General features: G+C 62.0%; 22 protein-coding genes and 1 tRNA gene. 15 read left to right on the top strand and 8 right to left on the bottom strand.

Annotated elements, in window-relative coordinates:
* The first annotated feature begins 43 nt into the window (after positions 1–43).
* The gene (aroB, locus tag PUQ42_RS02420; protein ID WP_273370630.1) at positions 44–1,057 is read left to right on the top strand and encodes a 3-dehydroquinate synthase; all 1,014 of its coding nucleotides are present in this window, start codon (positions 44–46) and stop codon (positions 1,055–1,057) included.
* A 77-nt stretch (positions 1,058–1,134) separates the two neighbouring features.
* Here the strand turns inward: aroB and PUQ42_RS02425 are convergent, their stop codons facing one another.
* Complete coding sequence (locus PUQ42_RS02425) at positions 1,135–2,088, bottom strand: AraC family transcriptional regulator (RefSeq protein WP_273370633.1); 954 nt, start codon at positions 2,086–2,088, stop codon at positions 1,135–1,137.
* A 129-nt stretch (positions 2,089–2,217) separates the two neighbouring features.
* On the opposite strand from PUQ42_RS02425, the gene PUQ42_RS02430 reads away from it, so the two are divergent.
* A complete protein-coding gene (locus PUQ42_RS02430) occupies positions 2,218–3,684 on the top strand; it encodes a cytidylate kinase family protein (protein ID WP_273370635.1) in 1,467 nt (488 codons plus the stop codon).
* Between the two features lie 89 nt (positions 3,685–3,773).
* Here the strand turns inward: PUQ42_RS02430 and PUQ42_RS02435 are convergent, their stop codons facing one another.
* From PUQ42_RS02435 to PUQ42_RS02450, 4 genes are all read right to left on the bottom strand, one after another.
* Positions 3,774–5,054, bottom strand: coding sequence for a malic enzyme-like NAD(P)-binding protein (locus tag PUQ42_RS02435; protein ID WP_122119505.1), 1,281 nt, complete (start codon positions 5,052–5,054; stop codon positions 3,774–3,776).
* Positions 5,055–5,153: 99 nt separating this feature from the next.
* Positions 5,154–5,927 carry a porin family protein gene (locus PUQ42_RS02440; RefSeq protein ID WP_273370639.1) on the bottom strand — a complete coding sequence of 258 codons (774 nt, stop codon included), beginning with the start codon at positions 5,925–5,927 and terminating at the stop codon, positions 5,154–5,156.
* Between the two features lie 108 nt (positions 5,928–6,035).
* Positions 6,036–7,043, bottom strand: a complete 1,008-nt coding sequence (ruvB, locus tag PUQ42_RS02445) for a Holliday junction branch migration DNA helicase RuvB (RefSeq protein WP_087308886.1) — start codon at positions 7,041–7,043, stop codon at positions 6,036–6,038.
* A 109-nt stretch (positions 7,044–7,152) separates the two neighbouring features.
* Positions 7,153–7,863 (bottom strand): NigD1/NigD2 family lipoprotein, encoded by a 711-nt coding sequence (locus tag PUQ42_RS02450; protein ID WP_273370642.1) that lies wholly within the window; start codon positions 7,861–7,863, stop codon positions 7,153–7,155.
* A 138-nt stretch (positions 7,864–8,001) separates the two neighbouring features.
* Between PUQ42_RS02450 and PUQ42_RS02455 the strand changes: the two genes are divergently transcribed.
* Both PUQ42_RS02455 and PUQ42_RS02460 read left to right on the top strand, forming a co-directional pair.
* Positions 8,002–8,553 (top strand): RNA polymerase sigma factor, encoded by a 552-nt coding sequence (locus PUQ42_RS02455; protein WP_087309071.1) that lies wholly within the window; start codon positions 8,002–8,004, stop codon positions 8,551–8,553.
* 5 nt (positions 8,554–8,558) lie between these two features.
* Positions 8,559–10,220 (top strand): hypothetical protein, encoded by a 1,662-nt coding sequence (locus tag PUQ42_RS02460; RefSeq protein ID WP_273370645.1) that lies wholly within the window; start codon positions 8,559–8,561, stop codon positions 10,218–10,220.
* Between the two features lie 337 nt (positions 10,221–10,557).
* Here the strand turns inward: PUQ42_RS02460 and PUQ42_RS02465 are convergent.
* Positions 10,558–10,632 (bottom strand) — tRNA-Arg (locus tag PUQ42_RS02465).
* 42 nt (positions 10,633–10,674) lie between these two features.
* Here PUQ42_RS02465 and PUQ42_RS02470 point away from each other — a divergent pair.
* From PUQ42_RS02470 to PUQ42_RS02495, 6 genes are all read left to right on the top strand, one after another.
* Positions 10,675–11,304: a hypothetical protein gene (locus PUQ42_RS02470; RefSeq protein ID WP_122119501.1), complete on the top strand. Its 630-nt coding sequence runs from the start codon at positions 10,675–10,677 to the stop codon at positions 11,302–11,304.
* Positions 11,305–11,308: 4 nt separating this feature from the next.
* A complete protein-coding gene (locus PUQ42_RS02475; RefSeq protein ID WP_087308890.1) occupies positions 11,309–11,905 on the top strand; it encodes a riboflavin synthase in 597 nt (198 codons plus the stop codon).
* 4 nt (positions 11,906–11,909) lie between these two features.
* A complete protein-coding gene (locus PUQ42_RS02480) occupies positions 11,910–12,959 on the top strand; it encodes a sensor histidine kinase (protein ID WP_087403633.1) in 1,050 nt (349 codons plus the stop codon).
* Between the two features lie 94 nt (positions 12,960–13,053).
* Positions 13,054–14,016: a prolipoprotein diacylglyceryl transferase gene (lgt, locus tag PUQ42_RS02485; RefSeq protein WP_273370651.1), complete on the top strand. Its 963-nt coding sequence runs from the start codon at positions 13,054–13,056 to the stop codon at positions 14,014–14,016.
* Positions 14,013–15,068, top strand: a complete 1,056-nt coding sequence (locus PUQ42_RS02490; protein WP_232009077.1) for a hypothetical protein — start codon at positions 14,013–14,015, stop codon at positions 15,066–15,068. Before lgt ends, PUQ42_RS02490 begins: the two co-directional genes overlap by 4 nt.
* Entirely contained in the window at positions 15,068–15,562 is a 495-nt protein-coding gene (locus PUQ42_RS02495) for a GtrA family protein (protein ID WP_273370653.1), read from the top strand. Before PUQ42_RS02490 ends, PUQ42_RS02495 begins: the two co-directional genes overlap by 1 nt.
* Positions 15,563–15,631: 69 nt before the next feature.
* Here PUQ42_RS02495 and uvrB read toward each other — a convergent pair whose 3' ends face one another.
* Positions 15,632–17,695 carry an excinuclease ABC subunit UvrB gene (gene uvrB / locus PUQ42_RS02500; protein ID WP_273370655.1) on the bottom strand — a complete coding sequence of 688 codons (2,064 nt, stop codon included), beginning with the start codon at positions 17,693–17,695 and terminating at the stop codon, positions 15,632–15,634.
* A 179-nt stretch (positions 17,696–17,874) separates the two neighbouring features.
* Here uvrB and dnaG point away from each other — a divergent pair, with 179 nt between their 5' ends.
* The 5 genes from dnaG (at position 17,875) to PUQ42_RS02525 (ending at position 22,688) form a co-directional block, all read left to right on the top strand.
* The gene (dnaG, locus tag PUQ42_RS02505) at positions 17,875–19,857 is read left to right on the top strand and encodes a DNA primase (RefSeq protein ID WP_273370658.1); all 1,983 of its coding nucleotides are present in this window, start codon (positions 17,875–17,877) and stop codon (positions 19,855–19,857) included.
* Positions 19,858–20,027: 170 nt separating this feature from the next.
* Positions 20,028–20,492, top strand: coding sequence for an SsrA-binding protein SmpB (gene smpB / locus PUQ42_RS02510; protein ID WP_273370660.1), 465 nt, complete (start codon positions 20,028–20,030; stop codon positions 20,490–20,492).
* Positions 20,489–21,283, top strand: a complete 795-nt coding sequence (locus tag PUQ42_RS02515; protein ID WP_273370662.1) for a Cof-type HAD-IIB family hydrolase — start codon at positions 20,489–20,491, stop codon at positions 21,281–21,283. The genes smpB and PUQ42_RS02515 overlap by 4 nt, the downstream gene beginning before the upstream one ends.
* Before the next feature lie 108 nt (positions 21,284–21,391).
* On the top strand, positions 21,392–22,099 hold the full coding sequence (gene tsaB, locus PUQ42_RS02520) for a tRNA (adenosine(37)-N6)-threonylcarbamoyltransferase complex dimerization subunit type 1 TsaB (protein WP_087308899.1): 708 nt from the start codon (positions 21,392–21,394) through the stop codon (positions 22,097–22,099).
* A 22-nt stretch (positions 22,100–22,121) separates the two neighbouring features.
* A complete protein-coding gene (locus PUQ42_RS02525) occupies positions 22,122–22,688 on the top strand; it encodes a hypothetical protein (protein WP_273370663.1) in 567 nt (188 codons plus the stop codon).
* Positions 22,689–22,775: 87 nt separating this feature from the next.
* Here the strand turns inward: PUQ42_RS02525 and PUQ42_RS02530 are convergent, their stop codons facing one another.
* Positions 22,776–25,400 (bottom strand): glycoside hydrolase family 31 protein, encoded by a 2,625-nt coding sequence (locus tag PUQ42_RS02530; RefSeq protein WP_122119494.1) that lies wholly within the window; start codon positions 25,398–25,400, stop codon positions 22,776–22,778.
* Positions 25,401–25,551: the final 151 nt, after the last annotated feature.

Consider the following 25,551-nt stretch of genomic DNA (forward strand, 5'->3'; position numbering starts at 1 on the left):
GGAAAATGTACTACATTTGCTTACTTCTTAAAAAAGTTAAATAATGGAACCCGCTTTTAACCTTCGCAGCAGTCAGGTATATATCGGTTCGGCCGTCGAGTTGCTCCCCGAACTTCTTCCCGAGGGGCGAGTGGTCGTCGTTTCGGATGCCACGATCGACCGGCTCTACCACTCGTTCGTGGCCCCTTACGATGCGGTGCTCATCGGTTTGGGCGAAAGCATCAAGACGCTGCAGACGGTCGAGACCCTCTACCGCCGCTTCATCGAGCTGGGCGTCGACCGTTCGACCTTCGTACTGGCCATCGGCGGCGGCATTGTCTCCGACGTGGCGGGTTTTGCCGCCTCGACCTACATGCGCGGGGTGAAGTTCGGATTTGTCTCCACAACCCTTCTGGGACAGGTCGACGCCTCGGTAGGCGGCAAGAACGGCGTCAATGTCGACGGCTACAAGAACATGGCCGGAACCTTCACCCAGCCGCAGTTCGTCATCTGCGACCCCTCGTTGCTGCGTTCGCTCCCCGACCGTGAGTTCCGCGCCGGACTGGCCGAAGTGGTCAAGGCAGCCGTCATTGCCGATCCGGAGCTGTTTGCCCGTCTGGAGCAGACCTCGTTCGAGGCGCTGCGTCAGGATACGGACCTGCTCTCCGACATCATCTCGGCGGCCATCCGGGTCAAGGCCGACATCGTCGAACGCGACGAACGCGAAGCGGGCGAACGCCGCAAACTCAACCTCGGCCATACGCTGGCGCACGCCATCGAGAAGTCCTCGAACCGCATGAACCACGGTGAGGCCGTAGCCGTCGGAACGGCGCTGATTGCCGGGGCCGCCGTACGGTTGGGGGTGCTCGGCGAGGAGGATCGGCAGCGGATCGTCGATCTGCTTTCGCGGCTGGGTTTCGAACTCACGCCGCCGGTCGAGATGAAACGCCTGCTCAAGGAGGTCGGCAAGGACAAGAAGAACGCCGAGGGGATGCTGCGCATCGTACTGCCCGTCGGAATCGGAGACTGTCAGGTGCGGAAGATGTCGCTTCCGGAGTTCTCGGCACTCTTTGTCTGACGGCTCGCGGCCGTGGCGCCGGATTCCTCTTTTTTATTAATAGATTGGTCTTTCCCGGGTGATGGATTCGCCCGGGTTTATTTTGTGAGATCGGTCTCGGCGGGGGAGGACTCGGCTTCCCGCGGGCTGCCGCCGTCCCGGTCGTCGCCTCCCCGTCCGAAACGTTGGCGATAGTGGCGCGGTGAGAGCCCGCTCTGCGCCTTGAAGAATTTCCCGAACGAGGACTGATCCGAAAACCCCAGCCGATAGGCGATCTCCTTGACATCCTTGTCCGTACTCTCCAGACAGCGCCGTGCCTCGGCCGCCAGCAACCCCGCCAGATGGGCATAGACCGTGTGGCCGGTGGTACGTTTGACGATCCGCGAGAGGTAGGTGGTCGAGATGTGCAGCGCATCGGCGTAGAATCCGATGTCGTGATGGCCGAGGTAGTTTTCGACCGAGAGCTTCTTGAACTGGCGGAAGAGCAGGTCGGCCCGTTTCATGCAGACCGGCGTGCGGTTCGATTCGTTGTCGCGGTGCAGCATGTCCGTGATTTCGAGCAGGAAGAGCCCGCACCAGTGGCGGAGGATTCCCCGGTGGAAGAGGGTGTAGGGCGAGGGCCGGTCGGCCAGCAGTTCCGCCGTGCGGAGCAGATGGCGCCACGCCGCCTCCTCCGGCCGCAGGCGAATGGCTCCGTTCGGATCGGGATACCGGGCCAGCTGGCTGTACATCGGCTGTCCGTCGGGCAGCGTGTCGAAAAAGTCGGGATCCAGGCCGATGCCGACCATCCGGAAATCTCCGCCGGCGGATTGCAGCGTACAGCTGCGGCTCGGTGTCAGGATGAGCAGATCGCCCTTTTCCAGCGTCCGCTCACCCGACGAGTCCTCCTCGCGGAGTGTGCCGTTTGTGACCATTCCGAAGAGGAAGCCCCGCTCAAGGCGCATCGCTCCGTGCGAGAGGTCGGCGGGGCGTATTTCGCGGTAGAAAACCTCCTCGCAGCTCTCCCGGGCAGGATCGGCGGTTGAATGGGTATGGGTGGCAGGGCGTGGCATGGTTCAAGCGGTTTTCGACCTCAAAGGTACGCTTTTGTTTCGGATTATACCAGTTTCGGTCGCTCCTTTCCGATCCGAATTTCGGAAGAAAAGACGAATTTTGCGCCTTGATATCATTCAAGTCCAGACATGAAAACCCAAACCCGACTGCTTTTTCGGCGCTATCTGCTCTTCGTCGTGGCATTGTTCATCAACGCCTTCGGTATTGCGCTGATCACCAAAGCCCTGCTGGGAACCTCCCCCATTACGAGCGTTACCTACGTTCTGAGCATGTTCACCCCGATGACCATGGGCCAGTGGACCATTATCCTCAATCTGGTGTTCATGCTTCTCGAACTCCCCTTCATGACGCGAGCCGACCTGAAGACCGATCGGCGGATCTTCCTGCTGCAGATTCCCGTCACGCTCTTCTTCGGTACGTTCATCGACTGTTCGATGTCGGCCCTCTTCTGGCTCACGCCCGAAGCCTATGCGGCCAAGATCGTCAGCCTGCTCATCGGCTGCGTCGTGCTGGCCGTCGGCATCGCCCTCGAGGTGAAGGTCAACATCGCCATGGCCGCCGGCGAGTACTTCGTGCGGGCCATCTCGCGACGGCTGCGCCGCGAATTCGGCTATGTCAAGCTGGCCTTTGACGTCACGCTCGTGATTCTGGCCTGTCTCCTTTCGCTCGTCTTCCTCTCCAACATCTCGGGCGTGCGCGAGGGTACGGTCACCGCCGCACTGATCGTCGGCCCGATCGTCCACTTCATCACCCCCTTCTACCGCATCTTCGACCGTTGGATCGGAGGTGAAGGAACGGCTCCGGAGAGAGAATCCGCAGCCCCGGCGGCCGACTCCCCGCAGCCGGTCGTCATCACAATCGCCCGCGAGTATGGCAGCGGCGGACATCAGTTGGGCGAAAAACTGGCCTCGATGCTGCATATTCCCCTCTACGACAATCAGTTTATCCGCCTGGCAGCGCAGAAGAGCGGTATGGACGAGGCGTATATCCTCCACAACGAGCAGTCGATTCCGTCGTTCTGGCTCAAGTGCATCTTCGCCCAGTCGAACGGCGCGCGGATGGATCACAGCCTCTCGCCCGACGACGTGCTGTTCGTGGCCGAGAGCCGGATCGTCCAGGAGCTGGCCGCGCGCGAATCGTGCGTCCTTGTCGGGCGCTGCGCCGACTTTGTGCTGCGCGACGAACCTCGTGCCGTGCGGGTTTTCTGCTGCACCGATCTGGAGAGTGCCTGCCGGCGATGCGTCGAGGAGTATGGAATCGCCCCAGACGCGGCCGAAGCCGAGGTGCGGCGCGTGAATCGTAACCGAAGGACCCACTATGAATACTATACCGGCGAACGCTGGGGCGATCCGCACCGCTACGACCTGACGGTGAACACCTCCCGCGTCTCGATCGACGATGCCGCCACGACCGTGGCCGACCTCTATCGCGACCGCATGGCGGTTGTTGCCTCCGGACGCAATTCGCTCACCGCGGCGGGAACGGCCGCTCCGGCTCCATCCACCGCTCCGGCTCCATCCACCGCTCCGGCTCCATCCACCGTTCAGGCTCCGGAGCAGTCGCCGGCGGACGGGTCTGCCCACGCGAAGAACTGACCCTCTCCCGGTGCAGGGACTCCCGGTGCGGAGGAGATGAAAAAGGCAGGAATCCAACGGATTCCTGCCTTTTCTGTTTGTCGGTCGGACTATCTTTCGACCCGTTTGCGCAACTCCTCGGCATAGGCTTCCCAGTCGGTGATCGGACGGCGTGCGACGCCCGATTCGACGGCAGCACGCGCCACGGCCGTCGAGATGCGCGGCAGCAGCCTCGGATCCAGCGGCTTGGGAATCAGGTAGCTGCGTCCGAACTCCAGACTCTCCACTCCGTAGGCCTTGAGCACCGACTCCGGAACGGGTTCGCGGGTCAGTTCGGCCAGCGCATGGGCGGCGGCCAGCTTCATTGCCTCGTTGATCTTCGTGGCCCGGACGTCGAGCGCTCCGCGGAAGATGTAGGGGAATCCCAGCACGTTGTTCACCTGATTGGGATAGTCGGAACGTCCCGTGGCGAAGATGATGTCCGGACGCGAGGCCATGGCCGTTTCGTAGGCGATCTCCGGATCGGGGTTGGCCAGCGCCATGACGATCGGGTTCTCGGCCATCGTCCGCAGCATTTCGGGCTTCAGCGTGTCGGCCTTCGAGACGCCCAGGAAGACGTCGGCCCCCTCGACCGCTTCGGCCAGCGTCGAGATGCGGCGTGTGGTGGCGAATTCGCGTTTCATGCGGTTGAGGTCTTCGCGGTAGATCGTCACTACGCCGTGGCTGTCGCAGAGCGTCACGTTCTGATGACGGACGCCCAGGGCGATGAAGAGTTTCGCGCAGGCGATGGCGGCGGCTCCTGCGCCGTTGACTACCACGCGCAGCTGCGAAATCTCCTTGCCGGCGATCTTGGCGCCGTTGATCAGGGCCGCCGAGGTGATGATGGCCGTACCGTGCTGGTCGTCGTGCATGAGCGGGATGTCGAGCTCCTCGCGCAGGCGGGTCTCGATCTCGAAGCACTCCGGGGCCTTGATATCCTCGAGGTTGATGCCGCCGAAGGTGGGGGCGATGGCCTTCACCGCACGCACGAACTCGTCGGGATCGGTGGCATCGACCTCGATGTCGAAGGCGTTGATGCCGGCGTAGGTCTTGAAGAGCATGCACTTGCCCTCCATGACGGGCTTTCCGGCCAGCGGGCCGATGTTGCCCAGTCCGAGTACGGCCGTTCCATTCGAGATCACGGCCACGAGGTTGCCCTTGCCGGTGTAGGTATAGACGTCGTCGGGATTGGCCGCAATGGCTCGCGAGGGGGCTGCAACGCCCGGCGAGTAGGCCAGCGACAGATCGTAGGGGGTTTGATAGGGTTTGGTGGGCACGACACCGATCTTGCCGGGTTGCCCTTCGCTGTGGTAGCGCAGCGCTGCTTCGTCGAGTTTCGATTTGGTATCCATCTGTTTACCGTTCTGAGTCTTTGTTTTCAATTCGGTTAACGGCAAATATAACAATTATCGCGCAGAATGTAAATTTTTTTAGATTTTTGGGCAATTTTTTTAGAAATAAAAACGCACGCCGCCTCCGACATGAAAGGTGAGCAATCCCACCAGATTGAACTCCACGCCGTCGCCCACATCCGGGGCGCCGGTAAGGATCCATTCGCCGCCGAATCCGAGCGACAGGCCCAGCCAGCGTGTTGCCATGAATTCGACCGACGCCCGTTCGTGCAGCCCGACGCCGCCGCGTCCGGCGCGATTTCCGTCGTAGCTGCGCACGTAGCGTCCATATCCGATGCCGACCGCCTCGCGGAAAAGCCAGCGGCGTCCGGCCCGTTGCCGGGCCACGAATTCCGGAGCGACGTAGAGCAGACGGCCCGTGCTGAGGAGGCCGCTGCGTCGGGCCGAGAAGAAGCCTCCGGAGTAGATTACGCCCACGCCCAGACCCCGGCGCGAGGTCCAGTTGTAGCCGGCCGTGAGGCTCAGCCCCTCGTTGAGCGAACCCGAGTCAAAGGTCTGGAAATGAAGGGTAAATAGCAGGGCCAGATAGCCGGCATCGACAAAAAAGGTGTGCTGCGGGCGGTTGCGTGGAACCAGCCAGGGCCGCTGAACCGGCGCCTCGGAGACCGACTCCGCGAGGATTTGCTGTCCGTTGGAGGTGGCGGCGGAGACTGCGGTGGAGGCCGTTGTTGTGGCCCGGGTTTCGGCGGCGGGCGGCGGGGTTGCCGATTTCGGATAGCCGGGCGCGGCGTGCAGCAGGGCGGGAGTGCCCAGCAGCAGCCCGACGGATGCGATGAGGTGGATCCGGTGCAGGTGGAGGTGTCGAAGGTCCATTTTGCGGTCAGATCGGTTTTCAGTCTTGTTCGGGGTCTGTCGAGCCGGCGACGCGGCAGTTCGGGGCCGGCATGGTGTCCGGGGCTGTTTTCGTCCGGTCGGAGGCAGTCAGAAGAGGGTGGAGTCTCCGCTGCCGGGCGGCGTGAAGCCCAGATGCTCCCATGCCAGCGGTGTCGCCTCACGACCTCGCGGCGTGCGTTTGAGAAAACCCTCCTTGATGAGGAACGGCTCGTAGACCTCCTCGATCGTGCCGGCCTCCTCACCGACGGCCGTTGCCACGGTGTTCAGTCCGACCGGCCCGCCGTTGAATTTCTCGATGATCGTCCCCAGAATCTTGTTGTCCATCTGGTCCAGACCCCGCGAGTCGATGTTCAGCGCCGAGAGGGCAATGCGCGTGATCTCCAGGTCTATGTGTCCCTCGCCCTTGACCATGGCGAAGTCCCTCACGCGGCGCAGCAGGGCGTTGGCGATACGCGGCGTGCCGCGCGAACGCAAGGCCACCTCACGGGCGGCATCGTCGTCGATCGAGACGTCGAGAATCCGCGCCGAACGCCGTACGATGCCGGCCAGAACAGGGACGTCGTAGTACTCCAGATGGCATTGGATGCCGAAACGCGCCCGGAGCGGCGAGGTCAGCAGGCCGCTGCGCGTCGTGGCGCCGATGAGCGTGAAGGGGGCCAGTTCGATCTGGATCGAGCGGGCCGAGGGGCCCTTGTCGAGCACGATGTCGATCTTGAAATCCTCCATGGCCGAGTAGAGATACTCCTCGACGATGGGGCTCAGGCGGTGGATCTCGTCGATGAAGAGCACGTCGCCCGGATTGAGGTTCGTCAGCAGGCCGGCCAGGTCGCCCGGCTTGTCCAGCACGGGTCCCGAGGTCACGCGCAGCTGCGCCCCCATCTCGTTGGCGATGATGTTTGCAAGGGTGGTCTTGCCCAGACCCGGAGGTCCGTGCAGCAGAACGTGGTCGAGCGAATCGCCGCGCATGAGCGCCGCCTTGATGAAGACCCGCAGGTTGTCGACAATCTTGTCCTGTCCGGAGAAGTTCTCCAGCTCCTGCGGACGGATCTTGTTCTCGAAATCGAGATCGCTTTCGGTGTTGCGTACGATGGACATGATGCAAATATACGCTTTTTCGACGAATCCGGGAGGGTGCGGGTGCTAAAAAATCCGGCCCGTCGGCCCCGAGGGCTGACGGACCGGATCGGCTGCCGCGGCGAAGTGGCTACTCCCCGCGCGAGGCATCGAATCGAAGCTTGATCTCCCGGTTGCCGTTTTCGCGCGTCGGGATCAGCAGGTTGATACCCTTCTTGCCCTCGAGCTCGGCGGCCAGGGGCGTGAGGTCGAACGAAATGTAGAATCCGCAGTCGGGGCCGCCCTGATCGTCCTGGTCATCGTGCAGCACCACGACGTCGAGGTAACCCTCCTTGCTCTCCTTGAACTCCATCGTGCCGCTCTTGTCCACGGCCAGCGTGAAGGTGTGCTTCGAGTTGTAGCGGCACGAATAGAGGGCGTAGAAGGTCAGCCACGACTCCGAGAGATTGAACGTCCCCACGGTATAACCCGTTTTGGCATCGCCCAGTTCGGCCAGGCGTGCGGCATCGCTGACCACCTCCGAGGTGCCCGTGTAGATCTCCTCCACGGCGTAGAGGGCGATGTTGTAGCGATAGCCCGGGATGGTCTGGTCGAGCAGCGAGAACCAGATGATGGCGCGCTGTTTCTGATCCCCGTCGGGTTTGTAGCCCGGCACGCGCGACTTGTCGCTCGGGTAGAGACGGTCGCCGTTGTCGCGCTCGAAACAGTAGTCACCGCCCTCGAGCGGGCAGACGGTCGTGATCAGCGGGGTGTTGCGCGGGTAGTCGCCGTCATCGTCGTTGCAGGAGGTGACACCCAGCATCGTCAGCGCTCCCAGCAGGAATAAACCGAATTTTTTCATAATTTCTCTATTTTGTGTTATCTTTCGCTCTTAAAACGGCGCGACGGCCGAATACTGCATGTCGGAAATATTTTTTTTCATGCTCCGGCGCAGTCTTTTCCCCGCCGCCGCATTTAAAAGGTGGAACGACCGATGCAGATGGACGAAGAGATACTGGCCGAAGGGTGCAGACGGGGCGATAATGCGGCTCGCAGAGAGCTGTATGATCGCTATGCGGGCCGGTTGCTGGCCATCTGCGTGCGATACGTCGGCGACCGTGCGACGGGCGAGGATCTCATGCACGATGCCTTCCTGAAGATCTACGGCGCGTTCGACCGCTTTACGTTTCGCGGCAAGGGGTCGCTGAGGGCCTGGATCGAACGCATCACGGTCAACGTGGCCCTCGAGTGGCTCCGTACGCGCAACCGCCTCGGGACACTCCCCCTCGACGAGGGGCGTGTTGCCGATACGCTGGCCGAACCGCAGGCCGCAGAGGTGGCCCGCGTGCCGCGCGAGGTGCTGATGGAGTTCGTCGCGGAGCTCCCGGACGGCTACCGCACGGTGTTCAACCTCTACTGCATCGAGGGACTGCCGCATCGCGAGATCGCCCGCCTGCTGGGAATCAACGAGAAGAGCTCCTCGTCGCAGCTGTTCCGGGCCCGGAGCCTGCTGGCCCGCCGGATCAGAACCTATTTGGAGACGCACGAATGATGAAGATGAAACGAAATACCGATTGGACCGATGTCCTGCGCAGTACGCTGCGCGACGCCGAAATCTCCCCTTCGGAAGGGAGTTGGGAGCGTCTGCAACGCGAACTCGAGGGGCATGAACCGCACGTGCCGGAGCCCGGCATGCCGCTGCCCCGCAAAAACGGATGGAGGATCCATGGACCGCGGATTGCCGCCGCGGCCGCCGTCGTACTGATTGCCGTCGTCGCGGGAGAGCTCCTGTGGCGCTCCGGAAGCAGGGAGTTGGGGGACTTCGAGGATCCGCTTCTGGCCTCGATGACGGTGGCGGGCGACTCTGCGGTCGATCGGTCCCGATTGTCGGCCTCGGGGTCGGCGGCCGGGAAACAGTTGTCGGCGTCGGGGGAGTACGGAATCTCCCGGCAACCGGCGTTTGGATCCGATGCGGTGGCGGAGAACCGCCCGCATGAATCGGAGTCGCTGCGGGAGACGGTTGCCCGCGCCACGGGGTGGTCGCAGGGACCGGATCAAACGACCGGGCAGAAGTCTGCAGCAGCGTTGCTGGCGCTCCGGTCGGAATCGGCGGCGGACCGGAACTCCCCGATGCAGGAGTCGGAAAACGGAGTCGGCAAACCCTTGGAGGGGGATCCCGCATCCGTCTTCGGCGGGGTGGATCCGCAGGGCGGCGATTCCGAAACGACGGAGTCTCTTGCCGGGATGACCGGCGATTCGTCCGTCGGGAGTTCCCGGATGGACGGGGACACCGGAGCGGATTCCCGGGGCCGTGTTTCTGCGCAGACCCGGGCCGAAGCGCAGACTCGGACTAATGCGCAGACCCGGACCGATGCACAGAGCCCGACCGGTGCGCAGGGGGGCGTTGAGGCCCGAAACGGTGCCGACGCCCGAAACGGCGAGGCGGTGCAATCCCGCATAAATTCGGCCGCATCCGACTCGAAGCCCCGCGCAGCCCGGGGAGCGGGGCGGAACAAGACGGCGGCGCGTCGCGATGCCGGCTCGTTCGTCGCCTTTGCGGAGAGCTTTGCCGGGGAGCGGCCCCGCGAATCGCGGACGTCACTCTCGCTCTTTGCCGGGGGCGGTACGTCGGGTGGAAACGGATTGCAGGGCTCACCGCTGCGGAGCTACTCCTCCATTATGGCCAATGATGCCGTGTCGGTCGTCGGCAACGGCAACAACCTGCAGCCCATGCAGCGCCGCGATTACGACAAGAGTTCCTTCCGGCACCACCTCCCGCTGAGTTTCGGACTGACCGTCCGCAAGGAACTTCCGCACCGCTTCTCACTCGAGAGCGGGGTAGTCTACACGCTGTTGCGCTCGGGCGTGCGGCTGCCCTATTCGTCGGACGATGTGAGCCAGAAGCTGCACTTCGTCGGAATCCCGCTCCGCATGAACTGGCAGTTCGTTGAGCGGGGGCCTCTGACGGCCTATCTCGGAGCCGGCGGAATGGCTGAAAAGTGCATCGCGGCAAAATTCGGCAGCCAGACCGTCGATGAGGCTGCCCTGCAATGGTCGCTGCTGGCCGCTGTCGGCGCCCAGTATCGTCTGGCCGACTATGTCGGACTCTATTTCGAACCGGAGGTCTCCTGGTATCTGACCGATACGGAGTTGCGCACGTCGCGCTCCGATGCCCCGTTGTCCCTGACGCTGCGTCTGGGTGTGCGGGTGCTTTTTTAGATGCTGAATTCTCCCGCATCCCGGCGCATTCGGAACGTCGCGGGATGAGGCGGCAGATGTGGATGTGTGGAATCCTTCCCCGATTGTTTGTATATTTTATAGGAGAGCCTCTCCGAAACCGGCAGCCAGGGTGCACTTCCTGCCGGAATGCGTGTTTGAACGTGCTACTTACGCGATCAAATGTGCTATTTTTTATTGTTGGTAAGAAATTTGTTATTAAATTTGTAAATTAGTTGTTAGGTTGCCATAGATGTTGAATATGCCTGAATTCCAAAACTAAAGCATGCGGACTTCACAACAAAAAAAGCACAGATGCGAATTGCTTCACATCTGTGCCTGGTAGTCCCGACGGGAATCGAACCCATATCGTAAGAACCGGAATCTTGTATTCTATCCATTGAACTACGGGACCGGGACTGCAAAGATACAAAAAAAATTAAATTAACGAAAAAAAATGCGAGAAAAGCAGAATAATTGGCTCAGGATTGAGGCGGTGATCAAATGGGCGAATATGTCGACCAACTATTTTGCACGCTATATCGGCCTTGCACGAGGCGAAAACCTCTATCAGATCAAACGCGGCAACAACGGTATTTCGCTCGATGTGGCGGACCGTATCGTCGCCAAATTCCCTCAGATCGACAAACTCTGGCTGCTGACCGGCGAAGGACAAATGTTTGCCGACGAACGGTTGCGGGGCCCTCAGATTCCCTATTACGGCGTCGATGTCGAACGGGGAATTGCTAATCTCGACCGGCTCGAGGCACAATGCAATCTGGTCGTTCCACCTGTCGGGGAGTGCGATCTGGCCATGTCCTATTCGGGCCGCGCCATGGGGGCCTGCGTTCCTCCCGGAACCGTCGTGCTGCTCAAGACCGTCGACCCCGATGCAATTATTCCGGGCGAAGAGTATGTGATTGTCAGCCGAAAAATTGTAACTTTGCGCATAGTTCGGTCCGCCGAAGAGGCGGGAAAAGTCCGCCTGGTGGCCGGCGATCGGGAGAATTATGACGATATCCTGCTGGATACGAGCGACATAGTCTCCGTGTACAAGGTAAAAGGTAAATTGATAATCAACAGTTGAACGTATGTTTTCAGGTATCGTGGAAGGTACGGCGGAGGTAGTCGCCATCCGCTCGGACCGTCAGAACAAGGATTTTACCCTGCGGGTTCCTTTCTGCAAGGAGCTTAAAATCGATCAGAGCATAGCACATAACGGCGTATGTTTGACGGTAGTGGACATCGCCGGGGATACCTATACCGTCACGGCCATGAAGGAGACCCTCGACCGGAGCAACCTCGGACTGCTCAAGGTGGGCGATCTGGTCAATGTCGAACGCTCGATGAAACCCGACGCACTGCTCGACGGCCATATCGTCCAGGGACATGTCGACCAGACGGCCCTCTGCACGGCCAAGGAGGATGCCGACGGCAGCTGGTACTTCACCTTCCGCTACGACCCCCGCGGCGGAGGGCTCTGCACCGTGGAGAAGGGCTCGGTGACGGTCAATGGCGTGAGCCTGACGGTCTGCGACCCCACGCCCGACTCGTTCCGCGTGGCCATCATCCCCTACACCTTCGAGCACACCAATTTCTGCCGCATCGAGGTGGGAACGGTCGTCAATCTCGAATTCGACATCATCGGCAAGTACATCGCCCGACTGATGCAAAACTACATGAAGTAAGCCTATGGTAACCATCAAGACTAAGGAGGGCGCCTCGTTGTGGATCGCCCTGCTGGCTGCGGTTCTGGTGGCCGTGGTCATGATTCTGCTCGACGTCGTATGGTGGCTGACGCTCTGTGTGGCGGCCGGCGTCTTTGTCGTCGTGGCGCTGGCGGCGCTGTTCATCATCCGCAAGTATGTGGCTTACAAGCTCAAACCCATCTACTCGATCGTTCTTTCGCGCGATGTCCATACCCGGGAGATCTTCTCCGAACTGCAGGACAAGAAGGTCGAGAACATCGGCGAGGAGCTCACCGCCTGGGCCGATACCAACGACCGGGAGATCGCCCGCCTGAAGGAGGCCGAGCAGTTCCGCAAGCAGTATCTGGGCAACGTGGCCCACGAACTGAAGACCCCGATCTTCAACGTGCAGGGCTACATCTCGACGCTGCTGGACGGCGGTCTGGAGGATGAACTCATCAACCGCAAGTACCTCGAACGCGCCGAAAAGAGCATCGACCGGCTGATCAATATCGTCAACGACCTGGATACGATCTCGAAACTCGAGAGCAGCATGAACAAGCTCGACATGGAGAAGTTCGACGTTGTGGCGCTGGCCAAGGAGATTGCCGATCAGGCCGAGATGGAGGCCGACAAGAAGGGGATCAAGATCTCGGTCAAGGGGGCCGACAACCTGCCGTCGCCCTTCTGGGTCATGGCCGACAAACACTACATCGGCCAGGTCTTCGTCAACCTGATTATCAACTCGATCCGCTACGGCAAGGAGGGCGGTCTGACGCGCATCCGTTTCCGCGACATGCTGGACAAGATCCTCGTCGAGGTCGAAGACAACGGTCTGGGCATCGGCAAGGAGGATCTGCCGCGCGTCTTCGAGCGCTTCTACCGCACGGACAAGGGACGTTCGCGCGAACAGGGCGGTACGGGACTCGGTCTGGCCATCGTCAAACACATCATCGAGGCTCACGGCGAACGCATCACCGTGCGCAGCGAACCGGGTGTGGGCAGCACTTTCTCCTTCACGCTCAAGAAGGTCAACCTGCAGGATATCAAATAGTCTGCCGGACCATCCGCCCGTCGGTCGGGATCGGCTCGACCTCCGGGCGGCGGAGAACCAATCATGACTTGAATAGATGTTACAGATACCTTTGATGATACAACCGCTTACCGTCGTATGGGATTTCGATCCGGTGTTGTTCCGGATCGGCACGTTCGATATCCGCTATTACGGACTGATGTGGGCGCTGGCCATCCTGATCGGCGCCAAATTCTTCGACAACTTCTGCAAACGCGAGGGCCTTCCGTCGAAGGTTTCGGAGTCGATCTTCGTCTACGGCACGATCGCCACGATCCTCGGCGCCCGTCTCGGCCACTGCCTCTTTTACGATCCCGTGGAGTATCTCTCCAAACCGTGGACCATCATCACGGGCTTCCGCGACGGCGGTATGGCCAGCCACGGCGCCGCCATCGGTCTGCTGATCGGGCTGTGGCTCTTCTCGCGCAAGAACCGGCTTCCGTACGTCTGGTCGCTCGACCGCATCATGATCCCGGTCGGCATCGGCGGCGCAATCGTCCGCATGGGCAACCTCTTCAATTCGGAGATCTTCGGACGCGCCACCACGCTGCCCTGGGGCTTCGAATTCGTCCGCTCGCATAAGTGGGTCACCGAGTATGCCCCGGCGGCCGTCCATCCCACGCAGATCTACGAGGCGCTCTGCTACGTGGTGACCTTCGCCATCCTCTGCTGGCTCTATTACCGCAAGGACATGGCCCGTCGCCATCCGGGCGTACTGTTCGGCATCGGCCTGATCGGCGTCTTCCTGACGCGCTTCTTCCTCGAATTCATCAAGACCGAGCAGGAGTCGTTCGAAGTCGGCTGGGCCCTCGACATGGGACAGTGGCTGAGCATTCCCTTCATCGTGCTGGGTGTCTGCATGATCTGGCGGGGAGCGAAGCACTCGGCTGCGGCAGCCTCCATCCCGGGGCAGCATGCCGCGTCGGCTGCCGCCGCAAAACGGCATCCGGCCGAAAAACAGCACTCGGCCGCGGAGCCCGCTGCACAGGAGAGTCCCGTTGCGAAAAGCCGCAAGAATCATAAAAAGATCAGGAAATGAACACTAATCCGATGACCGAACAGGTCGCCCGACTTGTGGGCAATCTGCTGGCCGGGGGTACAACGATCTGCCTGCCCGGCGTCGGTTCGCTGCGCGTCGAGCGTCAACCGGCCCGGCGGATCGACCGCCGGCATGTCGTGCCGCCTTGTCGGACGGTGCAGTTCTCGTCGCAGGAGTGCGGCGTGTCGCTCGTCGAGGAGATCGGCCGCGTGCTGCGGGTCAACGGCGTACGGCCCGAGGATCCGCGTCCCGAGGCGCAGAAGGTCTACGACCGCTGGCTGGCTCAGGTCCGGGAGGAGGATCGGTTGACCATCGTCGGCGTCGGGGTGTTGCAGTTCAAGAATTTCAAACTCGACGAGGCGTTCGACCGCCGGCTCAACCCCCAGGGGCATGAGGCGGTTCGTGTACGGGCGCCGCGACGGTTCGATGCCGTGCTGTGGATCGGCGTGGCGGCGATCGTCTGTGTGGCGGGTTTCACGGCCTGGTGGTGGCTCGGTGAACGGGAGATGCGGCAGGAGATACGGAGTGCCGTGGCGGATCGGGCCGTAGAGCGTCGGGACGCGGCGGTGAGGACGGATGCCGATTCGTTGTCCGCAGCCTCGGCCGGGACGGACTCCACGACGGGGATTGCCTCGTCGGAGAGCGTCGTGCCGGCCTCGGGGTCGGAGCAGGCCGCGCTGCAGAGTCCGGCGGAACAAGCCCCGGCGACGGCTGCGCACCCGGTGCAAACCCCGACGGCAACTTCGCAAACGCCGGAAGCTCCGCAGACGACCGTCCGCAACGACAGCCGTCCGATGCCGGAGGCGGGGCCCTCCCGTCTGGTGTCGGGCCGGAACTATGTCGTGATGGGGGTTTTCAGTTCGGAACGGAATGCGCGGCGGGCGGCGGCCGAAGCCTCGGCCAAGGAGCCGGCCGTAACGTGCGGCATCTACCGCTTCGGTTCGAAATTCATGGTCTCGCCCTTCGAATCGGATGACGCGGAGGCGTGTCGTCTCTATATCCGTGCCCACGAAGAGCGTTTCCCCGGCATGTGGACCTATACCGCCCGGTAATGCGTCTCTCGGAGTGGATCATTCGCGGCATCGACCGCTTCTACATTCGTCCCGTCGCGGCCATCCTGCCCCGGCAGGTCTTCCATTATGCCGTTTGCGGAGGCTTCACCTACCTGGTCTTCGACCCGGTCTGCTATTCGCTGCTCTACAACTTTCTGGTCGGATACCGCTATTTCGATCTGGGCTTCGTCGTCCTTTCGCCCCACATTGCGGCGATGATCCTTGTCTTTCCCTGCACCTTTTTCGTGGGATTCTGGCTTAACCGTTACGTGGCCTTCCGCCGCTCGCCCGTAGGGGCGGGGACGCAACTCTTCCGCTATCTGTTGTCGATCGCGGGGTCGATCCTGCTGACCTATGCCGGCTTGAAATTCTTTGTCGAGGTGTGCGGCATCTGGCCCACCCCGGCCAAGGTGCTCACGACGCTTCTTACGACGGTATACAGCTTTCTGGCGGCCAAGTATTTCACCTTCCGCCACGCCGAGACCCGTCCGTAGCCCCCGCTCCGCTTCTGTTCGGCCGTGCGGTGACGGGATTGCCGGGTCAGTGAATCGGTTCGCAGTCGATCACCGACGGTTCTCCTCGCGCAGTTTCTGCAGTTCGTACATCCGGTCGCGGAACTTCGCGGCGGCCAGGAAGTCGAGCGATTTGGCCGCCCGTTCCATGTCCTCGCGGGCACGGGCAATCAGTTCGTCGAGATTCTCGCCCAGAGCGGGTGTCGGCGAGCCGGCCGTGTAGCCCTTCTGCACGTCGGAGGCCACGGCGTAGTGCTCCTCCATGATGGGGTAGGCCGTCGGGATGTTGCCTTCGGCCGTCTCGCGCCCGGCCAGCAGATTGCTCGGCCCCGCGCCGCTCTTCTGGGCGCGCCGCGGCAGCATCTCGTGTTCCATGTTGAAGCGGACCTGTTTTTCGCGGCGGCGGTTGCTCTGTTCGATGGCGTAGCGCATCGACTCGGTGCAGGTGTCGGCGTAGAGGATCACGTTGCCCTGCGAGTGGCGTGCGGCACGTCCGGCAATCTGCGTCAGCGACCGCACGTTGCGCAGGAAGCCCTCCTTGTCGGCGTCGAGTATCGCCACCAGCGCCACCTCGGGAAGGTCCAGTCCCTCGCGCAGCAGGTTCACGCCCACCAGCACGTCGAACAGCCCGTTGCGCAGATCCTCGAGAATCTGGATGCGTTCGAGCGTGTCGACGTCCGAATGGATGTAGCGGTTGCGCACCCCCACGCGGTCGAAATATTTCGAAAGCTCCTCGGCCATGCGTTTGGTGATGGTCGTCACGAGCACCTTGTCGTCGTTCCTGACCCGCTTGTCGATCTCCTCGATCAGGTCGTCGATCTGGTTGAGCGTCACGCGCACCTCCAGCGGCGGGTCGACGAGTCCCGTGGGTCGGATCAGCTGTTCGGCAATCACCCCTTCGCTCTTCATCAGCTCCCAGTCGGCCGGCGTGGCGCTGACGTAGATCGTCGTCCCCTGCAGCTGCTCGAACTCGGCGAAGGTCAGCGGGCGGTTGTCCTTGGCGGCCGGCAGGCGGAAGCCGTACTCCACGAGATTCTCCTTGCGGGCGCGGTCGCCGCCGTACATGGCGTGGACCTGCGGCAGCGTGACGTGGCTCTCGTCGATGACCATCAGGTAATCCTTCGGGAAGTAGTCCAGCAGGCAGAAGGGGCGCGTTCCGGCGGCGCGGCCGTCGAAGTAGCGCGAGTAGTTCTCGATGCCGGGGCAGTAGCCCAGCTCCTTGATCATCTCCAGGTCGTACTCCACGCGCTGCTTGATGCGCTGCGCCTCGACCATGCGCCCCTGGCTCTCGAAGAACTCGATCTGCTTGCCCAGGTCGAGGTAGATCTGCTGTACGGCCGTATTGATGCGCTCCTTGGTGGTCACGAAGAGGTTCGTGGGGTAGAGCGTCAGCGAGTCGAGCGTCTGGATGCGCTGTCCCGTGACGGGATCGATCGACTGGATGGCCTCGATCTCGTTGTCGAAGAACATCACCCGGAAGCACTGGTTGCCGAATTCGCCGAAGGCCGCCATGATATCGACCGTGTCGCCGTTGACGCGGAAGGTCGCGGGCTCCAGATCGCGTTCCGTGCGGGTGTAGAGTGCCTCGACCAGCTTGTAGAGGAACTGTTTGTAGCTGACGACCTGTCCCACCTCGATGTGGATGGCCGTGGCATGGAAATCGGCCGGGTTGCCCGCGCCGTAGAGGCACGAGACGCTCGAGACGACCACCACGTCGCGGCGTCCCGAGAGCAGGGTGGCCACGGTCTGCAGCCGCAGCTTCTCGATGTCGGCGTTGATCGAGAGATCCTTTTCGATGTAGGTGTCCGAGGCGGGGAGATAGGCTTCGGGCTGGTAGTAGTCGTAGTAGGAGACGAAATACTCGACGGCATTCTCGGGAAAGAAGTTGCGGAATTCGCCGTAGAGCTGCGCCGCGAGGGTCTTGTTGTGGCTCAGGACCAACGTCGGGCGGTTGAGCTGCGCGATGACGTTGGCCACGGTGAAGGTCTTGCCCGAGCCCGTGACGCCGAGCAGGACGTTGTGTTTCGAGCCGTGGCGGATCGAACCGACAAGCTGCGAGATCGCTTCCGGCTGGTCGCCCATCGGGGCGTAGTCCGATACGAGTTTGAAGTCCATGCCGCAAAGATAGGGATAAAATGGCGAAAGTGCGCCTCTGCGGGGTGCTTTTGTGGGGAGGATCCGCCTCCTGGGAGCGGGTCGCGGCGGCTTTCCGGTAACGCCCGGGCGGGTGCCGCGCGTAATTTTTAGCCGGCAATCGCTCCGCTTTCGGCCGATTATTCGTACCTTTGTGGGCTATGATCGACCGCGAAACAGTTGACCGCATCTACGCCGCCGCCAATATCGTCGATATCGTCGGCGACTACGTCACGCTCAAACGCAAGGGCGTGAACTATGTCGCCTGCTGTCCGTTCCACAACGAGAAGACCCCGTCGTTCGTCGTTTCCCCCTCGAAGGGCGTGTACAAGTGTTTCGGTTGCGGGAAGGGCGGCAATGCCGTGACGTTCGTCATGGAGCAGGAGGGGGTGAGCTACCCCGAGGCGCTGAAGATGGTGGCCAAACGCTACGGGATCGAGGTCAAGGAGGAGGCGATGACCGAAGAGGAGCTCCGCCGCAACGACGACCGCGAGTCGATGTTCGTGCTCAACGGCTGGGCCGCGGAATACTTCGCCAACTACCTCCACCGCGACTCCGAAGGAATCAACGTCGGTCTGGCCTACTTCCGGCAGAAGCGCGGTTTGACCGATGCCACGATCAAGAAGTTTGGTCTCGGATTCTGCCCCTCGAAGGGTGACCGGATGTCGCAGGATGCCCTGGCGGCCGGTTACAAGCGGGAGTTCCTCCTCTCGACGGGTCTCTCGCTGGTGAGCGAGCGAAACGGCGGGCTCTACGACCGCTTCCGCGACCGGGTGATCTTCCCCGTGCACAATATCTCGGGCCGGATCGTCGCCTTCGGCGGCCGCACGCTGCGCACCGACAAGCAGGTGGCCAAGTACCAGAACTCGCCCGAGAGCGAGATCTACAGCAAGAAACGCGAACTCTACGGCCTCTACTTCGCCAAGAAGGCCATCCAGCAGCAGAACTTCGCCATCATGGTCGAGGGGTATCTCGACGTGATCTCGATGCACCAGGCCGGGATCGAGAATGTCGTCGCCTCGTCGGGCACGTCGCTCACGACGGAGCAGATCCGCCTGCTGGGGCGCTTCACGAAGAACATCACGGTGATTTACGACGGTGATTCGGCCGGCATCCACGCCTCGCTGCGCGGTATCGATATGATCCTCAAGGAGGGGATGAACGTGCGGGTGGTGCTGCTGCCCGAACCCGAGGACCCCGACTCGTTCGCCCGCAGCCATACGGCCGCCGAGGTGCAGGAGTACATTCGCGCCAACGAACAGGATTTCCTCGAATTCAAGGCGCGGCTGCTGCTCCAGGATGCGCAGGGCGATCCGATCCGCAAGGCGGCCCTGATCGGTGACATGGTGCAGTCCATCGCGCAGATTCCCGATTCGATCCAGCGTTCGGTCTATATCAAGGAGTGTTCGCGGATCATGGACATCGACGAACAGATCCTCATCGGCGAGGTGGCCCGCAAACGGCTCACGACGTCGGGCGACCGCGAGACGGACGACTTCCTGCGGCGTCAGGCCGCGGCCCGGCAGCGTGAAACGGTGCAGCCCCAGCGTCCCGAGGCGGAGTATGCGCAGAAGGTTGAGGCGGGGAGCAGTTTCGAGGCGCTGGAGCGCGAGATCGTCAAGTATCTGCTCAAGTACGGCCATTGCTCGTTCGATTTCAAGGAGGGGCGCACGATGGTGTCGTGCAACGTTGCCGAGGTGATCTTTTCCGAATTGAGCGACGACCAGATCGTCTTCCGCAATCCGGTCTATGCCAAGATCATGGCCGTCTACCGCGAACAGTGGGAGGTGTCGGGTCCGGGTGTTGAGGTGCCGGCGCACCTCTTCCTGAACCACATCGACCCGCAGGTCTGCTCGGCGGCGGTGGACATCCTCACCTCGGACGACAACTACGTTCCCAGCGAATTGTGGAAGCGCAAGGAGATCCACGTCGAGAGCGAAGCCGAGATGCTGGCTGTCGGGGTCCCGAAGGCCGTGACGCTCTACAAGTCGAAGGTCGTCCAGGCGTTGATCAAGGAGCTCTCGGACCGATTGAAAGACGAGACCCTCCCCGAGGCGGAGATGAACGACATCCTCCAGCGGATGAACAACTACAACCAGGTGAAGGCCACCATGGCCAAAAAACTGGACCGACTGATTTTATGAAAAAAGGGGGCGGGCCGCGGAATGTACACGCATCACTGCGCATACCGTGTGCAAACAGAAAATAAACAGAAAGATGTGTAAAAACATATCAAAGATAAAAGAATTGGTTACCTTGACCGTTACCCACCCCCGCGGAGAGATTTCGCAATTTGTATGCCGTTTTTGAGTATATGAACGAACAGAAGAAGATAAATATCCGGAACAAGCGCGCAACGTTCGACTATGAGATTCTCGAAGAGTACGTTGCGGGTATCGTGCTCGTCGGCACGGAGATCAAGTCGATCCGTGCGGGCAAGGTTTCGATGGTGGACTCGTTCTGCTATTTCGACAAGGGCGAACTGTGGATCCGCGGCGTCAACATCGCCGAGTATGCCTGGGGCACGTGCAACAACCACGTGCCGCGCCGCGATCGCAAGCTGCTGCTCACACGCCGCGAACTGTTGAAACTTCAGCGCGCCTCACAGGACCGCGGACTGACGATCGTCGGGCTGCGGCTCTTCCTGAACGAGCGCGGACTGGTGAAGGTGGTCATCGGGCTGGCCCGCGGCCGCAAGTCGTACGACAAACGCGAGTATCTGAAGGAGAACGACGCCCGCCGCGAGATGGACAAGGCGATGAAAAACTTCCGCCGATGATCCGGGCCGTCTTTCTGGATGTCGACGGGACGCTGATCAGTTTCCGCACGCACGAGGTGCCGGCGTCGGCCGTCGAGGCGCTCCTTCGGGCGCACGATGGCGGGGTGCGCCTCTTCATCGCGACGGGACGCGCCGTGACCGATCTCGAACCGTTGGCCCCGATTCCGTATGACGGGGTGGTGGCCCTGAACGGTTGCGAGTGCGTGATGAACGACGGCGAGGTGGTGACGCGCCATCCGATCCCGCGCCAGGCGTTCGAACGGGCCATGGAGCTCTCCGAGGCGTGGGATTTCCCGATGGCGCTGGAGTTGAACGACGGCATCTTCGTCAACCGCGTAACCCCCGTTGTCGAGGAGTTGTCCCGGCTGATTGCCCATCCGGTTCCGCAGGCGGTCGACCTGCGGCGGCTGTTCGACCGCGGTGACTGCTGCCAGATGTGTTTCTACATCGATCCGGAACTCGAGAAGCGGGTGATGGAGCAGTTGCCGTCGCTCTCGTCCAGCCGCTGGTGCCCGATTTTCGCCGATGTGAATCTGCGCGGAATCGACAAGGCGACCGGTGTGACCGAATTGGCCGGGCGTTTCGGCATTGCCCTGTCGGAGGTCATGACCTTCGGCGACGGAGGCAATGACGTGCCGATGTTGCGTGCGGCCGGAATCGGGGTGGCGATGGGCAACGGCTGCGCCGAAGCCCTGGAGGCGGCCGACTGGGTGACCGCGTCGGTCGACGACGACGGAATCCGCCGGGCGCTGGAGCATTTCGGCGTGATCGCCGGGCCCGGGGCGGAGTGATCCGCCGGTCCGTACGGGACCGGACGGGAGAGAAAGAAGCCGGGGGTGATCCACGGGCCGGGACCGACCCGATTAATGAATTTGTAAACAGCTAAAAACGATAAGAGTATGTCTTTGATTCTCTGTATTGAAACCGGCACGGACATCTGCTCCGTAGGAATCGCCCGCGACGGCGTGCTGCTGTCGCTGCGCGAGAGCGACGAGGGGCGTGACCACGCCCGCAAGGTGGGTGTTTTTGTCGACGAACTGTTGCGCGAAACGGGCATTGCCCCCGACGATCTGGATGCCGTGGCCGTCGGCAAGGGCCCCGGCTCCTACACCGGACTGCGTATCGGCGTCTCGTTTGCCAAGGGGTTGTGCTACGGACTGCAGAAACCGTTGCTGGCCGTCGGATCGCTCGATGCGCTGGTCGAGGTGGCCCGCGAGGATTACGAGGCCGGCATCATCTCGGTCGACCGGTGGAACGAGGCGCGGCTGTGTCCGATGGTCGACGCCCGCCGCATGGAGGTCTATGCCCAGCTCTTCGATACGCAGGGTGAACCGCTGACGGAGGTTTCGGCCGAGGTGATCACGGAGGAGAGTTTCGCGTCGTATCGCAACGACGGACGTCCGTTCGTCATTTTCGGAAACGGGGCCCGCAAGTGTGCCGGGGTGCTCAAGGGCGCAACGCTCGTGGAGGTGACCCCTTCGGCTCGCGGCCTGGCCCGGCTGGCCCAGAAGGCCCTCGACGAGGGACGCACGGAGGATATCGCCTATTTCGAACCCTTCTATCTGAAGGATTTCGTCGTCATGACCTCCCGGAAGAAGCTCTTCTGACGGATCGCAGCCGCCTGTCGCAATGACCCGGGATGAGTTGATTACGCTGCTGTCGGAGCGTTGGCAGGAGCATTTCGCCGACGAGGCGGCCTCCCGGGTCCTGGATGCGGGAGCCGTGGGAGATCTCTACGGGCTGGTCACCTCTCCGTTGTCGGAGATTCCTAAACCCCTCCGGCACAAGCTGCTCTTCCGGGGCGCCTATGTGTTGGAACGGATCTATTTCCGCGATCGAGGCGCCTTTGGCCCCCATGCGGAGGATTTTTGCTGCTCGGCCTTCCCGGCGTGTACGGACCCGAGTGCCCGGCGTCACTTCGGCAAGATCATGGTCGACCTGCTGGAGCATGCCGGCCCCGATGCACCGACGTTGGACCGCATAGCCGAAACGGCCGCCGGATGGGCCGCGGATCCGTCGACGAAGATCGCCGTGCGGATCTGGGCCGTGGAGGTGTTGAAACGCTGCCGCGGGCGTGTGGCGTGGGTCGAAGAGGTTTGGAACGATCTGCTGGAGTTGCAGTCCGCCGGGGCTACGCCCGGGATCGAGAGCCGGATGCGCCGCAGCTGGCGGGCTGACCGCGACGCCGAGGCGTGAGCCACATGACGGGGTGAACAAGAAAGGCTCCTGACCGAATTCGGTCAGGAGCCTTTTTGATGACGGTCCGGCGACCGGTGCGGAAGGCTATTCGGCGTCGCGGTTGCTGCCGAGCTGGCGGTGGAGCTTCTCCTTGAACGACGGCCCGATGATCTCCATGCGGTCGGTGGTCTCGAACATCCGCTGCAGCGCCTCGTCGAACTCCGTGATCCGCTCCAGAGCCGTTTCCGGGTACTCGAGGATGAAGTTCGGACACTGCGATACGCGGAGATACTCGCGCGGAAGCAGCAGGTAGGTCTCGCCGAAGCGCCCCTGTTCGAGCTTGAACTCCACGGTCAGATCCACGCAGCGCTTGAAAATCCCGCTTTTGCCGTAGAGCAGTTCCTGTTTCGTCAGGGCCTCGTCGTCGAGCGTCAGCTCCACGACGATCGGCCGGTCGCACGCCATGGCCCGCGTGTGGATCACCGGGGCCAACGTGTAGGCGTCGTAGGTCCACTCGCCGGCCTTCGGGAAACGCGCATAGGGGATCTCCTCGCCGTTGATCGTGATGCGGCGGGGCGGGAAGGTGGCCGGAAAGCGCAGTTCGTAGCTGCGGCTCTGCGGAGCGCCGGCGTAGCTGCCCTGACGGGCGGCGATTTCGGCCCGGATGACGTTGCCCGTCTGCCGTTTGGTGATCAGCGTGGTGGCATATTCGGTGGTGTAGCGCTGGCTTGTGCCGTCGTCCTCGTAGTGGCGGAGCTCTCCGTCGCCGCCCGGGACGAAGGTCAGAACCAGCGTGTCGCACGCCTGCTGGAGGTTGCTGATCTGTTCGGGGTTCATCGGCAGGATGGCTCCGGCGCGGACGTACCAGGGATTCTCGGCCAGCGTATAGTGGAGCCGGCGGACGGTGCCGCCCTCGTACATCGCCCCCGTCGCCATGTCGTACCAGCGGCCCTGCGGGAACCAGATCTTCCGCTCGGCAAGCCCCGACAGCGAATCGACGGGCTGGGTGATGGCCGTGGCCAGAATATCGTTGCCGAAGAGATACTCCTCTTTGCTGGTGTAGGCTTCGTCGGTCTCGGGATATTCGTAGTAGAGCGGACGGCAGATGCCGATTCCCGAGTCGTAGTTCTCGCGGGCGGCGTTGTAGATGTAGGGGGCCAGCGTGTAGCGCAGGCGGATGGCGTCGCGCATGTAGAACATCTGGTCGGGGAAGGCCCAGATGTAGCGTTCGATGCGCGGATCCTTCGTGGAGTGGGTCTTGAAGATCGGGGTGAAGACGCCGTACTGCAGCCAGCGCGTGTAGAGTTCGGGATCGGTCTTTTTCTGGTCGTTGTGGAACATGTGGCCGCCGATGTCATGACCCCAATAGCCGTAGTTGACGTTCGACGAGGTGGACGTGAACCAGGGCAGGAAGGCCAGCGTCGCCCACGTGGCGTAGGTGTCGCCCGAGAAGGCCAGCGGATAGCGGTGCGAACCCAGTCCGCCCCAGCGGTGGTAGATGAAGGGCCGGTTGTCGGGACTGATCATCTCGGCATGCCGGAAGAAGGTGTGGTTCAGCCAGAAGGTGTTCGAAAGCCCGGGGGTGAACTTCGATTCGCGCCACTGCTGCCAGTCGAGCCACCAGAAGTCGACACCCTGCTTCTCCATCGGTCCGAGTACGGTGTTGAAATAGGCGTCGGCCCATTTGCGTTCGTCGATCTGGAAGGGGACGCTTTTGCCCGTCTCTTTCCAGCCGTACTCGCGGGTGAAGGGTTCGTAGACATCCTCGTAGGGCTGGATGCCCGATGCCGGGTGGAGGTTCAGGGCCACCTTCAGATCCTCGGTTTTGGCCCAGCGGAGGAAGTTCTCCGGCGAGGGGAACAGCTCCTTCTGCCAGGTGTAACCCGTCCAGCCGATGCGTTGTCCGTACTCGTCCTTCGGCGGATTTTTCTTGCGCAGGCTCCAGGTCTCGTGCCAGTCCATGTCGACGATCAGCACGTCGATGGGTATGTCCATCGAACGGAGCTTCGCAATCAGATCGCGGAATTCATTGTCGGAGTATTGCCAGTAGCGGCTCCACCAGTATCCGAAGGTGTATTTCGGCGGCAGGGGAGCCCGTCCGGCAATCTGCTGGAAATCGGCCAGCGCCTGTTTGTAGTTGTGGCCGTAGGCGAACAGGTAGAGGTCCTGACGGTCGCCTGCGGGGCGCGGGGCAACCCACTCTCCCCACGGAGAGTTGTCGGCGACGAACAGATGGCGGCTGCTGTCGTCGACCACGGCCCAGCCCGAGCGCGAGAGCAGGCCCGGTTCCATGGGCTCGCGTCCGAGTTTGTCGCCGTCGCAGCCGTCCAGCGTGCGGGTCGTACCCATGAGGTTCTGCGGATCCTCCATGCCCGGAGTCCACGTTACGTCGCGGCCGTTGAGGCGGAAGGTCACCTTCAGGTTCTGCTCCGTGAACCGCCCCTGCTTGAGGTAGGTGAGCGTCAGGGCCGAGGTCTCGATGGTCAGTTTCGAGCGGCTGTCGCGCACCCGGAATTCGGGAACGGGGAGTTCCCGGTTGATGAACGTCAGGGTCGCACGATCTTCGAAGCGCCCGTCCTGGCTCCACTCCATGCGGATGAGTTGCGGAGTGAGCACGGTGAAACGGGCGTTTCCGGTCGTGACGACCGCCTGCGGATCGGCCTTCGGATTGGCCGCGGCGGCCGGAAGCATCAGCGTCAGGGCCGCCAGGAATGTGGTAAAACGTTTCATATATAAATGATTTGAGTTGGGGTTCGTTACAGGGGCCGCGTCGTGTGTTTCGGATCTTCCCGGCGGCGGAGAGTCCGTTCTGCGGGCGGCTATTTGTTTACGTCCTCCTCGGGGGCATTTGTTCACGTCCTCCTCGGGGGCATTTGTTCAC

Source organism: Alistipes megaguti (genome assembly GCF_944320325.1).
Classification (GTDB): domain Bacteria; phylum Bacteroidota; class Bacteroidia; order Bacteroidales; family Rikenellaceae; genus Alistipes; species Alistipes megaguti.